The sequence below is a fragment of the Rathayibacter sp. Leaf248 genome (assembly GCF_920939495.1).
In the GTDB taxonomy this organism is placed as follows: domain Bacteria; phylum Actinomycetota; class Actinomycetes; order Actinomycetales; family Microbacteriaceae; genus Rathayibacter; species Rathayibacter caricis.
The window spans coordinates 1,646,984-1,666,127 of sequence record NZ_CAKLAV010000001.1 but is presented as its reverse complement, the minus strand read 5'-3'; the positions used below and the strand labels follow the sequence as shown (position 1 = coordinate 1,666,127).

Here is a 19,144-nt window from a genome sequence, read left to right as displayed (position 1 = left end):
GATCTGCTCGAGCGCTGATCGCGAGCGATCCGCCCGCCGAAGCTCGGCATCTCGTCCGAACGGGAGCGTTCGGCCCGAGCGCCCCGGGCCGCCCGCGTACCCTGGATCCGTGACCACCTCGGCGAACGACACCCTGTACGAGCGTGCCCGCCACGCGATCCCCGGCGGCGTGAACTCGCCCGTCCGAGCGTTCCGCTCGGTCGGCGGCACCCCGCGCTTCATGGTCTCGGCGTCGGGCCCGCACATCACCGACGCCGACGGCCGCGAGTACGTCGACCTCGTCTGCTCCTGGGGGCCGGCCGTGCTCGGCCACGCGCACCCCGAGGTCGTCGCGGCGGTGCAGGAGGCGGCCGCACGCGGCCTCTCCTTCGGCGCGTCGACGCCCGCCGAGACCGAGCTCGCCGAGCTCGTCGAGGCGCGTATCACGGCCGGCGGAGTGTCGCCGATCGAGAAGCTGCGGCTCGTCTCGACGGGCACCGAGGCCACGATGACCGCGATCCGCCTCGCTCGGGGCGTCACCGGCCGCGACCTGCTGATCAAGTTCTCGGGCCACTACCACGGCCACTCCGACGGCCTCCTGGCCGACGCCGGCTCGGGTCTCGCGACCCTGTCGCTGCCCGCTTCGGCCGGAGTGACGGCCGCGACGACCGCGCAGACCATCGTCCTGCCCTACAACGACCTCGACGCCGTGCGCGCCGTCCTCGCCGAGCGCGGCTCCGAGATCGCCGCGGTGATCACCGAGGCCGCGGCCGCCAACATGGGCGTCGTCGCTCCCGAGGCGGGCTTCAACGCGGCCCTCGCCGGGCTGGTGCACGCGAACGGCTCGCTGCTCATCATGGACGAGGTGCTCACCGGCTTCCGAGTGAGCGCCGGCGGCTGGTGGGGACTCGAGAACCGGTCGTCCGAGACGCCGTACCGCGCCGATCTCTACACGTTCGGCAAGGTCATCGGAGGCGGCATGCCGGTCGCCGCGCTCGGCGGGCGCGCGGACGTGATGGACCATCTCGCTCCGCTGGGCCCGGTGTACCAGGCGGGGACCCTGTCGGGGAACCCGGTCGCCGTCGCGGCGGGCATCCGCACCCTGCAGCTCGCCGACGACGCGGTCTACGCCGCTCTCGACGCGACCGCGGCGACGCTCCAGCGCGAGGTGTCGGCGGCGCTGTCGGCCGAGGGCGTGGCGCACACGGTGCAGACGGCGGGCAACCTGTTCAGCTTCGTCTTCACCGACCTCGGCCGGCCCGTCCGCGACTACGCCGAGGTGCAGGCGCAGGAGGCGTTCCGGTATCCCGCGTTCTTCCACTCGATGCTCGACTCCGGAGTCTCGCTCCCGCCGTCGGTGTTCGAGGCGTGGTTCGTCTCGGCCGCGCACGACGACGCGGCGGTCGACCGCATCGTCCGAGCGCTTCCGGCTGCGGCGAAGGCGGCGGCGGCGGCATCACGCGCGTAGAGGGGACGGCGCGAGCCGCCCCCTCCGGCCTCAGCGGCGCGAGACCGACTTCGGCAGCACGAACACCAGGGCGAAGGCCGCGACCGCCATCAGCGTGCTGAGCAGCATCGCGGGCGCCGCGGCGTCGAGGAATCCGGACGCCACGGTGTCCGGCCCGGTGATGACGAGCCCGCCGAACAGCACGCTGCCGATCACGGCGATGCCGACGGCCGAGCCGATGCGCTGGATGGCCGAGATCACTCCGCTGGCCGCTCCGGCGTCCTGCGGATCGACGGTCGCGACGATGAACTGGACGTTCGGGGCGATGAAGAAGCCGTTGCCGAGCCCGGCGATCAGCAGCGGAGCGAGCAGCTGCCAGTTGGTGATCGAGTCGGGAGTCGCGGTGAGGAGCACGAGCCACACCCAGGCGAGGCCGATGGCGAGGAGCCCGCTGCCCATGACCAGGACGTTGCGGCCGAGCCGCGCGGTCATCCGGTTGCTCTGCGACGAGCTGATGATGCTGCCGATCGCGAAGGGGATCGAGACGAGCCCCGACTCGAGCGCGGTGTGCCCGAGTCCCGACTGCCAGAGCAGCGAGATGGTGAAGAAGATGCTCGTGAAGGCCGCGAAGTAGACCAGCGCCAGGATCACGCCGCCGGTGAAGGCGGGGTGGCGGAACAGCGACGGGGGCACGAGGGGAGTGCGGCCGCGGCGGACGTAGAGGACCTCCCAGGCGCCGAACGCCGCGAGCAGGACGACTCCGCTGACGATCGAGAGGATCGTCCAGAGCGGCCAGCCCTCGTCCTCGCCCTGGATGAGCGGCACCAGCAGGGCGACCAGACCACCCGACACGAGCACGAGGCCGAGCCAGTCGACACCGCCGCTCGGTGCGCGATCGCCCGACTCGAGCTCGCGGCGTGCGGGGAGCAGGCGTGCCGCGGCGATCAGCGTCATGATGCCGATCGGCAGGTTGACCCAGAAGACCAGGCGCCAGCCGTTCTCGTCGCCGAACGCCTGGATGATGAGTCCGCCGACGATCGGCCCGAGCGCCGACGAGACGCCGAGGACGGCGCCCATGATCGCGAAGGCCTTGCCGCGCGCGGGTCCGCGGAAGAGCAGCTGGATGTACGCGTTGACGGCCGGCACGAACATGCCGCCGGCGAGGCCCTGCACGACGCGCGCGACGACGAGCTGCAGGTCGTCGGCAGCGAGTCCGCACGCGAAGCTCGCGACGGTGAACAGCGCGACTCCGCTGACGAAGACCCACTTGTGGCCGAAGCGGTCGCCGAGGCGCCCGCTGGGGATGAGCGCCAGGCCGAACGCGAGCGCGTAGCCCGAGATGATCCACGACAGCGTCGACTCGGAGGCGTCGAGGGTGGTGCGGATGGTCGGCAGCGCGACGTTGACGATCGTGGTGTCGAGCAGCGCGATGAACATGCCCGCCAGCAGGACGACCAGCGAGCGCCACGCGCGCCGGTCGGGGGCGGGAGGGGCGCCGGTCGCGCCGCGATCGGTCGACGTCTCGGTCATGGGAGGGGCCTTTCGAGCGGAGGGGGAGCGCAGAGGGGAGCGACGGGCCGTGGGGGCACGGCGGCACAACCTGCGAACTCTCGCAGACGCAGCCGCGCTTCCCCGAGCCGCTGTCTGTGCACGCCCTCAGATCCGTGGCCCGCGCACGAGGGTCAGCGGGCGCGTTCGGCGAGGCGCGCGCAGTCGATGCAGAGCTCGGCTGTCGGGCGCGCAGCGAGTCGCTCCGCGCCGATCGGCTGGCCGCACCGGAGGCAGTCGCCGTAGGCCCCCTGCCCGATCCGGCGGCGGGCGTCGGCCAGCTCGCGCTCGGACCGCGTCAGAGCGTCGCGCACTCCGGCCATCCGCGACCACTCCGCCGACAGCGGGGTGCCCTCGGGATCGTGCTCGTCGTCGGCCGTGCCGTCGCCGCGCGCGAGCAGCAGCTCGGCCAGCGCCTCGTCGAGCCGGACGGCCTCGCTGCGGGCCTCGGCCTGGCGCTCGGCGAGCAGCGCGTCGAGCCGGCGCAGCTCCTCCTGGTCCATCGGCATCCCACCATGGTCGCACCGGCCGCACGATCCGTTCCCCCGACGGCACCGCGACTCGGGGCAGACTAGAGGCATGCCCGTCGTGACCGTGCTCCCCGACCGCCTCGAACTGCGCCTGACGAGGGCCGAGCGGCTGCTCGCCTTCCACCGCGGCGACGTCGTGATCGACCGATCGAGCATCCGCTCCGCGACCGTCACCGAGGATCCCTGGATCTGGGTCCGCGGAATCCGCGCCCCGGGCACCGCCGTGCCGCTGACCATCGCCGCCGGCACGTGGAAGTTCCACGGCGGCAAGGACTTCCTGCTCATCAAGCGCACCGCGTCGGCCGTCGTGCTCGACCTCGTCGACGAGGACTGGTCGCGCCTGATCATCAGCACGAAGCACGCCCCTGAGCTCATCGCGGCCCTGCAGCTCGGGCCGACGACGGCGGCGATCCCGATCATCGAGACGGACGACCTGGTCGTGGTGCCCGAGGTGGCGGAGCAGGCCGCCGCCCGGCTCGCCGCGACCGACGACGCCGCCACGGCCCGCGAGACCGAGGCCGTCGGCGCGGCCGACGCGGACCGTCCCGCCGTGCCACCCGCTTCGCCCGCCGAGGACGCGTCGCTCGACACGGAGCAGGCGGTGGCCGAGACGTCCGCCGTGGCCGAGGCGATCGGGGAGGACCCGGCGCCCGCGAAGAAGCCCGCCGCGAAGAGGAACCCGGCTGCGAAGAAGCCGGCGGCGAAGGCGTCCGCGGAGACCCCCGCCCCGGAGGCACCCGAGGCGACCGCCGTGAAGCCCCGCGCCAGCACCCCGCGCCCCGACTCCTCCGTGGGACACGCCTCCGCCGAGCCCAGCGGAGCCACCGAGGCCGCCGAGTAGCGCCTCCGGCCTCGCGAGCGGCCCTCAGAGCTTCAGCCGCACCGCCGTCTCGAGTGCCGCCTCGATGCTCAGCCGCCAGCCCTGCGCCAGCCGGTCCTTCGTGCCCGAGTAGAGGCTCGCTCCGTCGACCAGGTTGCTGGAGCACGCGCAGACCATGCCCGCCCGGAGCCCGCGCAGCCGCGCGACGACGTACAGCGCGCTCGACTCCATCTCGACGTTCAGGACCCCGTGCCGCTCGAGCGTCGCGATCCACTCCGGAGTCTCAGCGTAGAACGCGTCGTCGCTCGCGTTGATGCCGGAGTGCACCGGCACTCCCTCCCGGTCGGCGATCTCGCGTGTGGCCTCCAGCAGCGCCGAGGTGAGCGCCAGATCGGGCACCGCGGGGAAGCCCGGATGCGCGTACGCCGCGCTCGTGCCGTCGTTGCGCAGCGTCCCCTCGCTCACCAGCAGCGCGCCCGGCTCGATGCCGCGCTGCGTCGCCGCCGAGCTCCCGACGCGGATGAACGAGGTCACTCCGACCCGCGCGAGCTCCTCCACCGCGATCGCGGTCGAGGGGCAGCCCATCCCGGTGCTCGTCGCGGTGATCGGATGGCCCTTGTAGGTCCCCGTCATCGTGAGGTGCTCGCGGTTGTGCGCGATCTCGCGCACGTCCTCGAGGAACTCGGCGATCATCGGGACGCGGAACGGGTCGCCCGGGAGGAGGGCGACGGTCGAGACCTCTCCCGGTGCGATCCCGATGTGGTACTGGCGCTCGCCGAGTCCGGCGGCGCTCTTGTCGACTGCAGTCATGGGCCGAACCTACGCAGGCGCTGTTTCGACGCGGTTACCGGCCGCGGTGCGATCGGGAGCCGGCGGATCAGGCCCGCACGTCGACGAGCGTGCGCCCGCGCACCTTCCCGGCGAGCACGTCCCCGGCGATGTCGAGCGCGCCGCTCAGCGACACCGTCGAGGTGAGCCCGTCCAGCAGCTCGAGGTCGAGGTCGTGCGCCAGCCTGCGCCAGGCCTCCTCGCGGAGCTTCCGCGGCGCCTCGACCGAGTCGACCCCCGCGAGCGTCACTCCGCGCAGGATGAACGGCATCACCGTCGTCGGCAGGTCGGCCCCCTGCGCGAGTCCGCACGCGGCGACCGCGCCGCCCCGGCGGGTCTGCGCGAGCACGTTCGCGAGCGTGTGCGAGCCGACGGAGTCGACCGCCCCGGCCCAGCGCTCGGACTGCAGCGGCTTCCCCGCCTCCTGCAGCTCCGCGCGGTCGATCACCTCGGCGGCCCCGAGGCGGCGCAGGAAGTCGCCCTCCTCGACCGCTCGACCCGACGACGCCACGACCTCGTGGCCGAGGCGCGCGAGCAGGGCGACGGCGAGGGAGCCGACCCCTCCCGCCGCGCCCGTCACCAGGACGGGACCGGAGCCGGGGCGGACGCCGTGCTTCTCGAGCGAGAGCACCGCCAGCATTGCGGTGAACCCGGCCGTGCCGATCGCGCCGGCCCGGGCCGACGAGATCGCCCCCGGCAGACGCAGCAGCGAGGCGGAGTCGACCCGGGCGCGCTCGGCGAGCCCGCCGTCCACGCGCTCGCCGAGGCCGGCGCCGGTGAGCACGACCCGGTCGCCGGAGTCGAAGCGCTCGGCCGCCGCGCCGTCCGCGTACTCGACGGTGCCGACGAGGTCGATCCCGGCCACCAGCGGCGGTCGCCGGACGACTCCGGGCCGCCCGGCGAGCGCGAGGGCGTCCTTGTAGTTGACGCTCGAGTACTCCACCGCGATCACCACGTCGCCGTGCGACCGATCGGGTTCGTCGCGCTCGATCAGCGCGGCGCGGTTCGGGGTGTCGGTGTCGGAGGCGTCATGCTGCTCGACGACGATGGCTCGGTACATGGGCCCACGCTACGCCCGGGACGCGGTCGCCGTCCCGCCCGATCACTCAGTCCGCCCGATCGCTCAGTTCAGCGCGCGCGTCCCCTCGGGCAGGGAGCCGCCCTCGTAGAGCGCGCTCGCCGCGTCCTGCAGGGCGGTCAGCGCCACGCGCTGCGTCCACGGCCCGTACGAGATCCGGGCGACGCCCAGCTCCTCGAAGCGGGCGGGGGACTGCGACCCGGGGACGCCGATCACGCTGATCCGCTGCCGGCCGAGTGCGGCGACGAGCGCCTCGATCTCGGCGTCCTGGAGGAGACCCGGCACGAAGAAGCAGGTGGCCCCGGCGTCGAGGTAGGCGCGGCCGCGCTCGACGGCGTCAGCGAGGACCTCGGAGCGGTCCCGCTCGCCCGCGCGGAGGAACGCGTCGGTCCGGGCGTTCAGCGCGAAGGGCACCGCCTCGGCCTCGGCCGCCGCGACCGCCTTCTCGACGGCGCGCAGAGCCTCCGGCAGCGGCTTCGCCTGATCCTCGAGGTTCGCGCCGACGACGCCCACCTCGATCGCCCGGCGCACGGTCTCGCCGGCGTCGCCGTAGCCCGCCTCGAGGTCGGCCGAGACGGGGACCTCGACCGCGGCGACGATGCGCGCGATCATGCCCAGGTGCAGGTCCAGCGGGATCCGCTCGCCGTCCTCGTAGCCGAACGACGCGGCGATGGAGTGGCTCGCGGTGGCGAGCGCCCGGGTCGCGGGCAGCGCGGCGATCGTGGTCGCCGAGACGGCGTCCCAGACGTTCACCACGCTCAGCAGCTCGGGGTCGGTGTGGAGGTCGACGAGGGTGCGTCCGCGCGCTTCGATGCTCATGCCCCGAGACTAGGGGTGCCTCCGTGCACCGCGCAGAAGAGCTCGTCGCACTCCCCGCACACCACCAGCTGCGTGCGGCAGGAGGGATCGAGGCAGTTGCGCATCCGGCTGGTCGGCGCGGCGCAGCCCGCGCAGCGGCCCAGCACCTCGGCGTCGGGCGAGAAGGTCAGCGAGCCGCGGCCGTCGAAGACGTAGAGCGCTCCGCGCCATAGTCCGGAGTCGCGTCGCGCCTCGCCGTAGCGGACGATCCCGCCGTCGAGCTGGTACACCTCGCCGAATCCCCGCGCGGTCATCAGGCTCGAGAGCACCTCGCAGCGGATGCCTCCGGTGCAGTACGTCACGATCGGCCGCCCCTTGAGGTGGTCGTAGACCCCGGAGTCGAGCTGCTCGACGAAGTCGCGCGTGCTCGCGACCCCCGGGACGACCGCGCCGTCGAAGCGGCCGATCTCGGCCTCGAAGGAGTTCCTGCCGTCGAAGAAGACGACGTCGTCGCGCTCGGCGACCAGCGCGTCGAGCTCGTCGGGCTGCAGTCTCGTCCCGGTGCCGACCACGCCGTCCGCGTCGACCCGCAGCTCGTCGGGTGCGCCGAACGAGACGATCTCGTCGCGCACCTTCACCGAGAGACCGGGGAAGTCGAGGCTGGCGCCGTCCTCGTCGAGCCCGGTGCCGGCGCTCCACTTCACGTCCATGCCGCGGAACGCGGGATGCTCCTTCGTCCGGCGCGCGTACTTCTTCAGCGCGCCCATCTCGCCGCCGAGCGTGCCGTTCAGGCCGTCCTTCGAGACGATCAGCCGCCCGCGCAGCCCGAGCGACTCGCACAGCTCGCGCTGCCACAGGCGGATCGCCTCGGGGTCGGCGAGCGGCACGAAGCGGTAGAACAGGAGGATCTTCGGCAGCACCGGCACATCCTACGAGGCGCCGCCACCGCGCGAAACGGCGCCGCAACACGGCTGTGGCAGCATCGGCGGGTGACCGACGCCTCCGCCACCGTGCCGCACTCCCGGATCGAGGACGTCTTCGGACTCGTGACCGGGGCGTTCGTCGTCTCGCTGGGCCTGTTCCTCCTGCGCGCGAGCGAGGCTGTGACGGGCGGCACCGCGGGACTCGCGCTGCTGCTGGGCTATCCGCTGCCGATCCCGTTCGGCGTGATCCTGGTGGTCGTCAACATCCCGTTCCTCGCGCTGTCGCTGTGGAAGAAGGGCTGGCGCTTCACCCTGCGCACCATGTTCTCGATCGTGCTCGTCTCGGTGCTGGCGGGGCTGCATCCGCTCGCCTTCGGCGCCCTCAGCATCGAGCCGGTCTACGGAGTGATCACCGGCGACGTGCTCGCGGGCATCGGGCTGCTGATCCTCTTCCGGCACGGCTCGAGCCTGGGCGGCTTCAGCATCGTCGCGCTGATCGCGCAGGAGCGGCTCGGCTGGCGGGCCGGCTACGTGATGATGGCGCTGGACGCGTGCGTGGTGGTCGCCGCGCTGCTCGTCGTGCCGCCGGTGAACGTGCTGATCTCGGCCGCCGGCGTCGTGGTGCTCAACCTCGTGCTCGCCTTCAACCACCGGCCCGGCCGCTACCTCGGTTCCTGAGCACCCGCTCCGCAAGCCCTGGCCCTCGTCGCGGGCGTTCGTACGCTGGAGAGGGCCCGCGATCGCGGGTCACCCCGTCCGAACGGAGAACCGGATGTCCGACTGGAACTACGACCCCTACGCCCGCCTCGGAGAGGTGCCCTCCTTCGCGCTGACCAGCGACGACATCGCCGACGGCGCCCCGCTGGATGCCCGCCACTACGGCGAGGGCTCGGGCGGCGAGGACGTCTCGCCGCACCTGGCCTGGTCGGGAGCGCCCGAGGGGACGAAGAGCTTCGCCGTGACGGTCTTCGATCCCGATGCACCGACCGGCTCCGGCTTCTGGCACTGGGCGCTCTACAACCTGCCCGCCGACACGGCCGAGCTGCCGACCGGCGCCGGCGCCGCCGGCTTCGAGCTCCTGCCGCCCGGGGCGCAGACGCTGCCCAACGAGATGCGGCTGCGGCAGTTCATCGGAGCGGCACCGCCGGACCGCGAGCACCGCTACTTCTTCGTCGTGCACGCCCTCGACGTCGAGCGGCTCGACCTCGATCCGGAGTCGACGCCCGCGATCCTGGGCTTCAACGTGCACTTCCACACGCTGGGCCGCGCGCAGATCGTCGCCACGGCGACGCCGGACGGCGCGAAGGGCTGAGCCGCCCGAGGGGCGCGCCGCTCAGCCGAAGAGCGTGCGCGCCTCCTCGTACCGGGAGTCCGGCACGGTCTTGAGGGTGCCGAGGGCCTCGGCGAAGCCGACGTGGTAGATGTCCGTGCCGCGCAGGGCCACCATCCGGCCCCAGTGCTCGGCGACGACGGAGTCGATCGCGGCCATGCCCAGGCGGGTCGCGAGGACCCGGTCGAACGCCGTGGGCGTCCCTCCGCGCTGGATGTGGCCGAGCGTGGTCGCGCGGGTCTCGATGCCCGTGCGCTCCTCGATCATCGGGGCGAGCATCTCGCCGATGCCGCCCAGGCGCGGGCGGCCGAAGGCGTCGAGTCCGCGTTCGGAGTGTGCGTCGTCCATGGTGTCGAGGGAGAAGCCCTCGGCGACGACGACGAGCGGCGCGCGCCCTCTGTCCTGCGCGCTCTGCACCCATTCGACGATCTGGTCGATCGAGGTGCGCTTCTCGGGGATGAGGATGACGTGCGCGCCCGCGGCCATGCCGGAGTGCAGCGCGATCCAGCCGACGTGGCGGCCCATGACCTCGGCCACCATGCAGCGGCCGTGCGAGTCGCCGGTCGTGCGGAGCCGGTCCATCGCGTCGGTCGCGATGCCGACGGCGGTGTCGAAGCCGAAGGTGTAGTCGGTGGCGCCGAGGTCGTTGTCGATCGTCTTGGGGACGCCGACGATCTTGAGGCCCGCGTCGGTCAGCCGCTTCGCTGCGGCGAGGGTCCCCTCGCCGCCGATCGCGATGATCGAGTCGATGCCGTTGCTCTCCATCATCGCGGCGATCTTCTCGGGGCCGCCGTTCGGGCCCTCGAAGGGGTTCGTCCGGCTCGTGCCGAGGATCGTGCCGCCCTGCTTCGCGATGCCCTGGATGTCGGAGCGCTCGAGCGGCATCAGGTCGCCGTCGACCACTCCTCGCCAGCCGCCGCGGAAGCCCACGAACTCCTGGTCGTACACCTTGATGCCCTTGTACACGGCACCGCGGATGACGGCGTTGAGGCCGGGGCAGTCGCCCCCGGAGGTCAGGATCCCGATCTTCACCCGCTCAGAGTAGAGGACGACGGAGCGACCGGCGCACCCCACTGGCCGGTCCGGGTCCCGGACGCGACGACGGGCCCCTCCTCGCCGCCTCGAGGAAGGGCCCGTCGCGTGGGGAACTAGTTGGCCTTGCTGGTGTTCAGGGTGCCGTTGACGCCGCGGGGGAAGAATCCGCCGACGCGCGAGGCCTTGGGGGTGAGGTACACGATGTTCAGGACCTCGCCGGGGGTGCGGCTGAAGGCGATCGAGTTCTTGTCGGTGGGGACGATGTTCGTCTGCCCGTCGACCTTCACTCCCTGGTCGAGGTCGCTCTTCCCGTCGAGGCTGTCGCGCGCGTTCGAGAGCTTGTTCGCCGGGTCGGACAGGTCCGCCGCGTAGATGGCCGAGCGGATCGCGCCCGCGTGGTACGCCTCCACCGCGAGGATGCCCGCGGCGGCGTCCAGGTACGTCTTCGACTGGATGAGCGGCGCGGCACCCTTGTACGCCGTCACTCCGACGTCCTCGAAGACGAAGGCGCCGAGCAGGAAGTTCGCCTCGCTCGCGAAGGGATCGAACGTGCCACCGGCCGGGATCACGCCGGCCGCGGCTGCGGCGGCGTTGAAGCTGGACCGGAGGTCGATCGCCGGGCGGGCGACCGCGGCCGTGCCCAGCGCGGCGCGGAGGAACTTGACGTGCGCCTTCTCGTCGTTCGCGACCTCGGTGGCGAAGCTCTTGAGCCACGGGGTCTTGAACTGCACGGGACGGCCGCCGATGACGCCGCCGGGGGTGCCCTTGCCGGTCACGTCCGAGCCGCCGAGGCCGGTGCCGTAGACGGCGCGGAGGTAGAACTCGGCCTCCAGGTACTCGAGGTTGAGGGCGAAGTTGAGGATCGAGGCGTCGCTGGGGCCGCTGGCAGCGACCTCCTCGGCGGAGGCCGCGGGGGCGGCGAGGGCGGCCGCTCCGATGCCCAGGCCGGCGATGCCGGTGGCCTCGAAGAAGCGGCGACGGTCGAGAGCGGTCTCCGAGCTCTTGACGATCGCGTTGCGGATGAAGGAAGTGTCGAACATGTGCGCATCTCCAGTGATAGGCGGGATGCCGGACGACTCAACGCGCCGTCGCGACAGCGTGAAGCTACGCCCGCGAATGCGGTGCTGACCAGCGGAATCGGAGAGAAAAGATTGCGCATGTGGTCATCGGTCCTGGTCCAATCCGGCGGGGCCGCGGCTCCGAAGACCTGTCACCGGAGGAACGCCGGGCGGTGTTGCCGGAGGCTCTGTCGGAGGCCGCGATTACCATCGCTGCGTGACCTCCGCCCCTCCCGCTCCGGTGCCCGCCCGGGCCACGGTCTACGCGCCGGCCGTGCCGGTGAGCCTCGCGCTCACCGTGCGGACGCTGCTGCGCGGCACGGGCGATCCGACCATGCTGATCGACGCCTCCGGGTTCTGGAAGGCGTTCCGCACGCCGCGGGGCGCAGGCACGCTGCACCTCGTGCAGGCGGCCGACGGCGCGGTGCACGCGCGCGCCTGGGGCGAGGGCGCCGAGTGGCTGATCGACCAGGTGCCGGAGCTGCTCGGGCACGGCGACGACTGGAGCGGGCTCGACCTCTCCTCCCACCGCCCGCTCGCCGAGGTGCTGCGCCGCGTCGAGGGCCTGCGGCTCGCCCGCGCCGGGCTGGTGTTCGAGATGCTGGCGCCCTCGATCCTCGAGCAGAAGGTCACCAGCACGGAGGCGTGGCGCGCCTACCGCACGCTCGTGCGCCGCTACGGCGAGGTCGCTCCGGGCCCCGTCGCCCTGCACGCGGCGCCCACGGCCGAGCAGTGGCGCCGCATCCCGTCGTGGGAGTGGCACCGGGCCGGTGTCGATCCGCGGCGCTCGCGCACGCTGCTGACCGCCGCGCTCGTCGCTTCGGGCCTCGAGCGCACCCTCTCCCTCGGCCGCGGGGGAGCGGAGGTCGAGTCGCGTCTGCGCTCGGTTCCCGGCATCGGCGCCTGGACGGCGGCCGAGGTCATGATGCGGGCGCACGGCGATCCCGACGCGGTCAGCGTCGGCGACTACCACCTCGCCGCCGCCGTGGGCTTCGCCCTGACGGGGCGGCTGGGCGTCGACGACGACGGGATGCTGGAGCTGCTCGAGCCGTGGCGCGGGAACCGCCAGCGCATCATCCGGCTGATCGGCTGCAGCGGCGCGAGGAAGCCCCGCCATGGCCCGCGGATGACGATCCAGGACCACCGCGGCCACTGACCGGGCCGGGACGCCTAGGCGCCGCGCTCCTCCAGCACCGCCATCGCCGCGTTGTGCCCGCCGAGCCCCGAGACTCCTCCGCCGCGGCGCGCTCCCGCTCCGCAGACGAGGATGCGGGGGTGCGCCGTCGCGACGCCCCAGCGCTGGGCGGGGGTGTCGAGCGGGTCGTCGTCCTCGGCGAAGGGCCACGCCAGCGGTCCGTGGAAGATGCTGCCGCCGGGCAGGCCGAGGCTCTGCTCGAGATCGTGCGTGGTGCGCGTCTCGATGCAGGGCTCGCCGTCGGCGTCCTGCAGCAGCAGGTCGCGGATCGGCTCGGCGAGCACCGAGTCGATCGAGTCGAGGATCTCCTCCTGCAGGCGCTCGCGGGTCGCCGCGTTGTTCTCGGCGGTCAGCCAGCGGTCGGGGGTGTGCAGGGCGAAGACGGTGAGGGTGTGCGCGCCCGAGGCGGCGAGCTCGGGCGAGAGGATCGTGGGGTCGGTGAGGGAGTGGCAGTAGATCTCGCACGGGATCGGTTCGGGGGTGCGCCCCGTCGCCGCGGCCCGGTGAGCGGTCTCGAGCGCGTCCCAGCCCTCGTTCACGTGGAAGGTGCCGCCGAAGGCCGCCTCGGGCGCGACGCTCTCGTCGCGCAGCCGCGGGAGGCGCCGCAGCACCAGGTTGACCTTCACCTGCGATCCCTCGGGGCGCTCCGCTCCGACGCCGGACGTGCCGCCCATCAGGGCGTCGAGCACGAACGGCGCGACGTTCGAGAGCACGTGCCGGGCGCGGACGCGGCGGCTGCGCGGACCGCGGCGGTAGACGACCTCGCCGTCCGCCCCGATCGCGGTCACCTCGGCGCCGGTCAGGATCCTCGCTCCGGCGTCCCGCGCGGCCCGGTCCAGGGCGCCCGAGACGGAGCCCATCCCGCCGACCGGGACGTCCCAGTCGCCGGTGCCCTGGCCGATCACGTGGTAGAGCAGGCAGCGGTTCTGTGCGAGTCCCGCGTCCGCGGCGCCCGCGAAGGTGCCGATGAGCGCGTCGGTCAGCAGGACCCCGCGCGCGAGGTCGTTCGCGATGCTCTTCTCGATGACCTCGCCGATCGGCCGCTCGATCATCGCGTGCCAGACGGAGTCGTCGCCGACCAGCCGCCGCGCCTCACTCCGGCGCAGGAGGGGCTGGGTGAGGGTCGGCCAGAGCGCCGCGGCCATCCGGCCGGTGCGGCGTGAGAACTCGGCGAACGGTTCGGCGTCCTCCGGCGAGCCGAGCCGGGCGAAGGACGCGGCCGTCGCCTCCCGGTCCTGCGTGTCGACCAGCAGGCCGCGACTCGGATCGACGGGATCGGGCGTGTAGGAGGAGTAGCGGCGGCGCACGAGCGGCACGTCGATCCGCAGGTCGTCGAGGATCGCGCGCGGCAGGAGGCTCACCAGGTACGAGTAGCGGCTGAGCCGCGCCTCCACGCCGCGGAACGGGGACTCGGACACGGCGGCGCCGCCCGTGTGCTCGCTCCGCTCGAGGACGAGGACGTCGAGCCCCGCCTGCGCGAGGTAGGCCGCGGCGACGAGCCCGTTGTGCCCCGCGCCGACGACGACCACGTCGACCGCGGCGTCGGACGGGGTGCGCGGTGCGCGGGGACCCGGCGCGGTGCCGCTGCGCTCGCGGTCCTGAGCATCGCGGGGACGGTGCCGATCGCGTCGGGCTGTGCTTCGCGCCATGCAGGCCAGTGTGGTCGGCCGGGCGGCGGGGCGCGAGTCCGGAACGGCTCAGGCGTCGTCGGTGCGCAGCGCCTGGGCGACGAACTCGCGGAGGGAGAACAGGATCTCCTCCGTGGAGCGGCCGCTCGACTCCGCGAGCCGGCCGGTCAGCCAGGTCAGGCAGATGACCGAGGCGCCGGCGACGTCGGACGCCGTCGGCACGACCACGCCGTCGAGGTCGACCACGCCCTCCTCGATGGGGCTGAGGGCGCGCTCGAGCACGGCGCGGTTCATCGGCCCGGTCGCCTCCCCGTCGAACGCGGCGGTGCTGTCGATGAGGGCCTGGGCGGCGATCATCGCGCCCTGCGGGACGGGCAGCGGATCCATCGGATCTCCGATCAGGAGCGGGAGCGGTCGGGTGCGCCCATCGTCCCGCGCGCCCGCTCCGGCGTCCACCGGACGGACCCGGGTTCGGGAGTCTTCCCAGAGGCGCGACGACACGCACCGCCTGCATGCCGACTCGGGCATAGCCTCGTGGCATGGAGCAGTCGGAGTCCCCAGCCGTACCCGGGAACGACCCCGAGCCGATGATCGCGCGCGTCGAGACGCTGGCGCGGCGCTGGCTCGAGCGCAGCCGCGCCTTCGAGCCCGACCCGGCCGCGCAGCGGCTCGCCGGGGTGCTGCAGGACCCCGACGGCCTCGACTTCACCGTCGGCTTCGTCGACGGCGTCGCACGACCGGAGGACGTCTCGGTCGCCGCGGAGAACCTGTCGGCGCTCACCTCCAGGACCCCCGCGTTCCTCCCCTCCTGGCTGCGCGCGGCCGTCGCCACCGGAGGAGCGGTCGGACCCGTGCTCCCGTGGGTCGTCGTACCGGCGGCGCGGCGCGTGCTGCGGCAGCTCGTCGCGCACCTGGTCGTCGACGCCTCCGACGCCCGGCTCGGCGCGTCGATCGCGAAGCTGCGCGAGGGCGGCGACCGGCTGAACCTGAACCTGCTCGGCGAGGCGGTGCTCGGTGAGCGCGAGGCGCTGCGGAGGCTCGAGGGCACCCGCAGGCTCCTCGAGCGCGACGACGTCGACTACGTCAGCATCAAGGTCTCGAGCATCGCGAGCCAGCTGTCGATGTGGGCGTTCGAGGACGCCGTCGAGCGGGTCGTCGAGCGGCTCACTCCGCTGTACGAGGCCGCGGCGATGAGCCCGACCCCCACCTTCATCAACCTCGACATGGAGGAGTACCGCGACCTCGACCTGACGGTCGCCGTCTTCCAGCGCCTGCTCGACCACCCGAACCTCCTCGAGCTCGAGGCCGGCATCGTGCTCCAGGCCTACCTCCCCGACGCCCTCGGCGTGCTGCAGCGGCTCACCTCCTGGGCCGCCGCGCGGCGGGCCCGGGGCGGTGCGCCGATCAAGGTGCGCGTCGTGAAGGGCGCGAACCTGCCGATGGAGCGGGTCGACGCGGCGATCCACGACTGGCCGCTCGCCACGGTCGGCAGCAAGGCCGAGGCCGACACGAACTACAAGCGCGTGCTCGACTGGGCGCTCGACCCCGAGCGCACCGACGCGGTGCGGATCGGAGTGGCGGGGCACAACCTCTTCGACGTCGCGTTCGCCTGGCTCCTCGCGAACGACCGCGGAGTGGTCGACGCGGTCGACATCGAGATGCTGCTGGGCATGGCGACGGGCCAGGCGCGGGCGATCCGCGAGGACGTCGGGCGCCTGCTGCTCTACACGCCCGTCGTCCACCCGGGCGAGTTCGACGTCGCGATCTCGTACCTCATCCGGCGCCTGGAGGAGAACTCGAGCCCGGACAACTTCCTCTCGGCGGTGTTCGAGCTCGAGGACGAGACCGTGTTCCAGCGCGAGCTCGAGCGCTTCCGCGTCTCGCTCGAGGCGCTCGACGACCGCGTGCCGCGTCCGAACCGCACGCAGGACCGGCTGCGGGAGTGGTCCTCCGGCTCGGGCCTGCGCCTCGTGCAGGAGCATGCGGGCGCGGGCGAGCACGCGCTGGACCCGGCGGCGGAGGGGCTGACCCAGGCCGTGCTCGGGCTCAGCCGAGGATCAAGTGCCGCCGCGGCGACCGCCGGCTTCCGCAACGAACCCGACACGGATCCGTCCCTGCCCGGCAACCGCCGTTGGGCCCGCCTGATCACCGACCGGATCGCCGCCTCGACCATCGGCACCGCGACCGCCGATGCCGCGCGGATCACCTCGCCCGAGGCGCTGCAGGAGCTCCTGCGCGCGGTCGGCCGACGTGCCGAGCGCTGGGGCGAGCGCCTGGGCTACGACCGCGCCGCGATCCTGGACCGCGCAGGGCTCGCGATCGCCGCCAACCGCGACCGCCTGCTCGAGGTCATGGCCTCCGAGACGGGCAAGACCCTCGCCGAGGGAGATCCCGAGGTCTCGGAGGCGATCGACTTCGCGCACTACTACGCGACCCGGGCGCGCGAGCTCGACGCGATCACCGGCGCGACCTTCGTTCCCGCCCGGGTCACCGTCGTCGCCCCGCCGTGGAACTTCCCGGTGGCGATCCCGGCCGGCTCGGTGCTCGCGGCGCTCGCCGCGGGGTCCGGAGTCGTGCTGAAGCCCGCCCCGCAGGCCCGCCGCTCGGCCGCCGTCCTGGTCGAGGCGCTCTGGGACGCCGGGGTCCCGCAGGACCTGCTCGCCCTCGTCGACCTCGACGAGGAGTCCCTGGGCCGTGCGCTCATCACCGATCCGCTGGTCGACCGCGTGATCCTCACCGGCTCCTACGACACCGCGAAGCTCTTCCGCTCCTGGCGCCCGGACCTGCCGCTGGTCGCCGAGACGAGCGGGAAGAACGCGATCGTCGTCACTCCGCACGCCGACTACGACCTCGCGGTGGCCGACATCGTGAAGAGCGCCTTCGGCCACGCGGGCCAGAAGTGCTCGGCCGCCTCGCTGGTGATCGTCGTGGGCTCGGTCGCCCGCTCGAAGCGGTTCCGCGCGCAGCTCGTCGACGCGGTCACGTCGCTCCGCGTCGGGTATCCCGACGACCCCGCGGCGGCGATGGGCCCGCTGATCGAGGCGCCGACCGGGAAGCTCGCCCACGCGCTCACCACCCTCGGCGGCGGGGAGTCCTGGCTCGTCGAGCCGAGGCGCCTGGACGTCACGGGCAGGCTGTGGTCGCCGGGCGTGCGCGAGGGAGTCGGCGAGAACAGCTACTTCCACCTGACCGAGTTCTTCGGACCGGTGCTCGGGATCATGCACGCGATGACGCTCGAGGACGCGATCCGGATGCAGAACGCGACCGACTACGGTCTGACCGCCGGGCTGCACTCCCTGCACTCCGACGAGCTCGCCCTCTGGCTCGACTCGGTCGAGGCGGGCAACCTGTACGTCAACCGCGGGATCACCGGCGCGATCGTGCGCAGACAGCCCTTCGGCGGCTGGAAGCGCTCGTCGGTCGGCGGCGGCTCGAAGGCGGGCGGCCCGAACCACCTGATCGGCCTCGGGTCGTGGAAGCCCTCGCCCGCCCGCCCGTCCTCGACGCTGCACCTGCGCGGACTGGACGACCGGGCCCGCCAGTTCATCGAGGCCGCGCAGTCGTCGCTGCAGTACGAGCAGTTCGACCTGCTGCGCCGCTCCGCGCTCTCGGACCAGCTGGCCTGGTCGACGGAGTTCGGAGTGGTGACGGACGTCTCGAAGATCGGCGTGGAGCGGAACTTGTTCCGCTACCTGCGCGTGCCGATCGCGCTGCGCCTGGCCGACGGCGGCGACCTGGGGGAGCTGCTCCGGGTGGTGGCCGCCGGCCTGCTGACGCGGTCGCGGATGGACATCTCGACGTCGATCCCGCTGCCGCCGCGCGTGCTCGAGATGCTCGGTGGCGACGAGCTGGCCGAGATGGCCGGACTGGTGCCGAAGGTGGTCGTCGAGTCCGACGCGCAGTGGCTGGCGCGCGCGGCGGCCGGGCGCATCACGGCGTCGCGCATCCGCATCGTCGGCGACATCGTGTCGGACCGGGTCGACGCCTTCGCCGGTCCGCAGGGCCGGACCGGGCCCTCGCTCGGGCCGGACACGGCGGCGACCGTCGACGCGCGCAACGCCACCCGATCCTTCACCGACGTGGTCACCGGCATGACGCGCGGCAGCACCGGCAAGCCGATCCCGCTGCAGCGGGCCGACGGGTCGAGGATCCCGCTCGCGTCGGCGCTCGCCGAGGCGCTCGGCGGCGCTCCGGACGTCGCGATCTTCGCGAACCCCGTCACCCCCTCGGGCCGGGTGGAGCTGCTGCCGTTCCTCCGCGAGCAGTCGATCTCGATCACGAACCACCGGTTCGGGAATCCGATCGCACTGTCCGACGACGTGATCTGACGCCGGGACGAGGCAAAAGGTTGTCGCTTCAACGAATCGTGTAGAGTGGACGTCATGTCCTCGACCCCGCCCGAGCCCCGCTGGCTCACCTCCGAGCAGCTGGGCGCGTGGATCCGCTTCATCGCCGTCGTCGAGCTGCTCCCGGGTGCGCTCGACCAGCAGCTCCAGCGCGAGGCGGGCCTGACCCACTTCGAGTACATGACCCTCGCGATGCTGTCGGACGCCCCCGACCGGACCCTGCGCATGACGACCCTCGCGACCCGCACCAACGCCACGCTGCCGCGCCTCTCGCACGTCGTCACGCGGCTCGTCTCCCGGGGCTACCTCGAGCGGCGCCCCTGCCCGACCGACGGCCGGGCGACGAACGCCGTGCTCACCGAGCAGGGTCTGGCGAAGCTCGTCGAGACCGCGCCCGGGCACGTGGCGACGGTGCTCGCCGATGTCATCGACCCGCTCGACCCCGAGCAGATCCCGCAGCTCGCCGACATCATGGCGCGCATGCTCACCCGGCTCGATCCCGACGGGCGGATGACCGTCGACGCGGTCCGGACCGCACTCGGCCCGGCCCTCGACCGGGAGCGGGCGGACCGGGCGCAGGACTGAGCCCCGACGCACCTCT

General features: G+C 73.1%; 17 protein-coding genes. 7 read left to right on the top strand and 10 right to left on the bottom strand.

Features of this window, described 5'->3' with window-relative positions:
- Positions 1-109 precede the first annotated feature (109 nt).
- Complete coding sequence (gene hemL, locus LRG51_RS08145) at positions 110-1,447, top strand: glutamate-1-semialdehyde 2,1-aminomutase (protein WP_230672080.1); 1,338 nt, start codon at positions 110-112, stop codon at positions 1,445-1,447.
- A gap of 30 nt (positions 1,448-1,477) precedes the next feature.
- Here hemL and LRG51_RS08140 read toward each other — a convergent pair whose 3' ends face one another.
- Both LRG51_RS08140 and LRG51_RS08135 read right to left on the bottom strand, forming a co-directional pair.
- Positions 1,478-2,956 (bottom strand): MFS transporter, encoded by a 1,479-nt coding sequence (locus LRG51_RS08140; protein WP_230672078.1) that lies wholly within the window; start codon positions 2,954-2,956, stop codon positions 1,478-1,480.
- 152 nt (positions 2,957-3,108) lie between these two features.
- Positions 3,109-3,483, bottom strand: coding sequence for a TraR/DksA family transcriptional regulator (locus tag LRG51_RS08135; RefSeq protein ID WP_230672076.1), 375 nt, complete (start codon positions 3,481-3,483; stop codon positions 3,109-3,111).
- Between the two features lie 70 nt (positions 3,484-3,553).
- Here LRG51_RS08135 and LRG51_RS08130 point away from each other — a divergent pair, with 70 nt between their 5' ends.
- The gene (locus LRG51_RS08130; RefSeq protein WP_230672074.1) at positions 3,554-4,345 is read left to right on the top strand and encodes a hypothetical protein; all 792 of its coding nucleotides are present in this window, start codon (positions 3,554-3,556) and stop codon (positions 4,343-4,345) included.
- 24 nt (positions 4,346-4,369) lie between these two features.
- Here LRG51_RS08130 and LRG51_RS08125 read toward each other — a convergent pair whose 3' ends face one another.
- The 4 genes from LRG51_RS08125 to trhO form a co-directional block, all read right to left on the bottom strand.
- Complete coding sequence (locus LRG51_RS08125) at positions 4,370-5,134, bottom strand: nucleoside phosphorylase (RefSeq protein ID WP_230672072.1); 765 nt, start codon at positions 5,132-5,134, stop codon at positions 4,370-4,372.
- A gap of 67 nt (positions 5,135-5,201) precedes the next feature.
- On the bottom strand, positions 5,202-6,212 hold the full coding sequence (locus tag LRG51_RS08120) for an MDR family oxidoreductase (protein WP_055786486.1): 1,011 nt from the start codon (positions 6,210-6,212) through the stop codon (positions 5,202-5,204).
- A 63-nt stretch (positions 6,213-6,275) separates the two neighbouring features.
- A complete protein-coding gene (locus tag LRG51_RS08115; protein ID WP_230672070.1) occupies positions 6,276-7,049 on the bottom strand; it encodes an isocitrate lyase/PEP mutase family protein in 774 nt (257 codons plus the stop codon).
- Positions 7,046-7,945, bottom strand: a complete 900-nt coding sequence (gene trhO, locus LRG51_RS08110) for an oxygen-dependent tRNA uridine(34) hydroxylase TrhO (protein ID WP_230673107.1) — start codon at positions 7,943-7,945, stop codon at positions 7,046-7,048. Before trhO ends, LRG51_RS08115 begins: the two co-directional genes overlap by 4 nt.
- A 72-nt stretch (positions 7,946-8,017) precedes the next feature.
- Between trhO and LRG51_RS08105 the strand changes: the two genes are divergently transcribed.
- Together LRG51_RS08105 and LRG51_RS08100 are read left to right on the top strand one after the other, a co-directional pair.
- On the top strand, positions 8,018-8,629 hold the full coding sequence (locus tag LRG51_RS08105; protein WP_230672068.1) for a YitT family protein: 612 nt from the start codon (positions 8,018-8,020) through the stop codon (positions 8,627-8,629).
- A 94-nt stretch (positions 8,630-8,723) separates the two neighbouring features.
- Positions 8,724-9,263: a YbhB/YbcL family Raf kinase inhibitor-like protein gene (locus tag LRG51_RS08100; protein WP_055786501.1), complete on the top strand. Its 540-nt coding sequence runs from the start codon at positions 8,724-8,726 to the stop codon at positions 9,261-9,263.
- Between the two features lie 21 nt (positions 9,264-9,284).
- On the opposite strand, the gene LRG51_RS08095 is transcribed toward LRG51_RS08100, so the two are convergent.
- Both LRG51_RS08095 and LRG51_RS08090 read right to left on the bottom strand, forming a co-directional pair.
- Positions 9,285-10,313, bottom strand: coding sequence for a 6-phosphofructokinase (locus tag LRG51_RS08095; protein WP_055786505.1), 1,029 nt, complete (start codon positions 10,311-10,313; stop codon positions 9,285-9,287).
- Positions 10,314-10,429: 116 nt separating this feature from the next.
- Positions 10,430-11,356, bottom strand: a complete 927-nt coding sequence (locus tag LRG51_RS08090) for a ferritin-like domain-containing protein (RefSeq protein WP_107574482.1) — start codon at positions 11,354-11,356, stop codon at positions 10,430-10,432.
- Positions 11,357-11,591: 235 nt separating this feature from the next.
- Between LRG51_RS08090 and LRG51_RS08085 the strand changes: the two genes are divergently transcribed.
- A complete protein-coding gene (locus LRG51_RS08085; protein WP_230672066.1) occupies positions 11,592-12,530 on the top strand; it encodes a DNA-3-methyladenine glycosylase family protein in 939 nt (312 codons plus the stop codon).
- 14 nt (positions 12,531-12,544) lie between these two features.
- Here LRG51_RS08085 and LRG51_RS08080 read toward each other — a convergent pair whose 3' ends face one another.
- Both LRG51_RS08080 and LRG51_RS08075 read right to left on the bottom strand, forming a co-directional pair.
- Positions 12,545-14,218 (bottom strand): phytoene desaturase family protein, encoded by a 1,674-nt coding sequence (locus tag LRG51_RS08080; RefSeq protein WP_230672064.1) that lies wholly within the window; start codon positions 14,216-14,218, stop codon positions 12,545-12,547.
- A 48-nt stretch (positions 14,219-14,266) separates the two neighbouring features.
- The gene (locus LRG51_RS08075; RefSeq protein ID WP_146168411.1) at positions 14,267-14,584 is read right to left on the bottom strand and encodes a hypothetical protein; all 318 of its coding nucleotides are present in this window, start codon (positions 14,582-14,584) and stop codon (positions 14,267-14,269) included.
- A gap of 200 nt (positions 14,585-14,784) precedes the next feature.
- Here LRG51_RS08075 and LRG51_RS08070 point away from each other — a divergent pair, with 200 nt between their 5' ends.
- Positions 14,785-18,525 carry a bifunctional proline dehydrogenase/L-glutamate gamma-semialdehyde dehydrogenase gene (locus tag LRG51_RS08070; RefSeq protein WP_442966662.1) on the top strand — a complete coding sequence of 1,247 codons (3,741 nt, stop codon included), beginning with the start codon at positions 14,785-14,787 and terminating at the stop codon, positions 18,523-18,525.
- A 54-nt stretch (positions 18,526-18,579) separates the two neighbouring features.
- Positions 18,580-19,128, top strand: coding sequence for a MarR family winged helix-turn-helix transcriptional regulator (locus LRG51_RS08065; protein WP_230672060.1), 549 nt, complete (start codon positions 18,580-18,582; stop codon positions 19,126-19,128).
- The last annotated feature ends 16 nt before the right edge of the window (positions 19,129-19,144 follow it).

Bases quoted from the DNA above. Each gene is read 5' to 3' on its own strand.
- LRG51_RS08140 (WP_230672078.1), bottom strand. From the start codon at position 2,956: ATGACCGAGACGTCGACCGATCGCGGCGCGACCGGCGCCCCTCCCGCC.
- LRG51_RS08135 (WP_230672076.1), bottom strand. From the start codon at position 3,483: ATGCCGATGGACCAGGAGGAGCTGCGCCGGCTCGACGCGCTGCTCGCC.
- LRG51_RS08130 (WP_230672074.1), top strand. From the start codon at position 3,554: ATGCCCGTCGTGACCGTGCTCCCCGACCGCCTCGAACTGCGCCTGACG.
- LRG51_RS08125 (WP_230672072.1), bottom strand. From the start codon at position 5,134: ATGACTGCAGTCGACAAGAGCGCCGCCGGACTCGGCGAGCGCCAGTAC.
- LRG51_RS08120 (WP_055786486.1), bottom strand. From the start codon at position 6,212: ATGTACCGAGCCATCGTCGTCGAGCAGCATGACGCCTCCGACACCGAC.
- LRG51_RS08115 (WP_230672070.1), bottom strand. From the start codon at position 7,049: ATGAGCATCGAAGCGCGCGGACGCACCCTCGTCGACCTCCACACCGAC.
- LRG51_RS08100 (WP_055786501.1), top strand. From the start codon at position 8,724: ATGTCCGACTGGAACTACGACCCCTACGCCCGCCTCGGAGAGGTGCCC.
- LRG51_RS08090 (WP_107574482.1), bottom strand. From the start codon at position 11,356: ATGTTCGACACTTCCTTCATCCGCAACGCGATCGTCAAGAGCTCGGAG.
- LRG51_RS08080 (WP_230672064.1), bottom strand. From the start codon at position 14,218: ATGGCGCGAAGCACAGCCCGACGCGATCGGCACCGTCCCCGCGATGCT.
- LRG51_RS08075 (WP_146168411.1), bottom strand. From the start codon at position 14,584: ATGGATCCGCTGCCCGTCCCGCAGGGCGCGATGATCGCCGCCCAGGCC.
- LRG51_RS08070 (WP_442966662.1), top strand. From the start codon at position 14,785: ATGATCGCGCGCGTCGAGACGCTGGCGCGGCGCTGGCTCGAGCGCAGC.
- LRG51_RS08065 (WP_230672060.1), top strand. From the start codon at position 18,580: ATGTCCTCGACCCCGCCCGAGCCCCGCTGGCTCACCTCCGAGCAGCTG.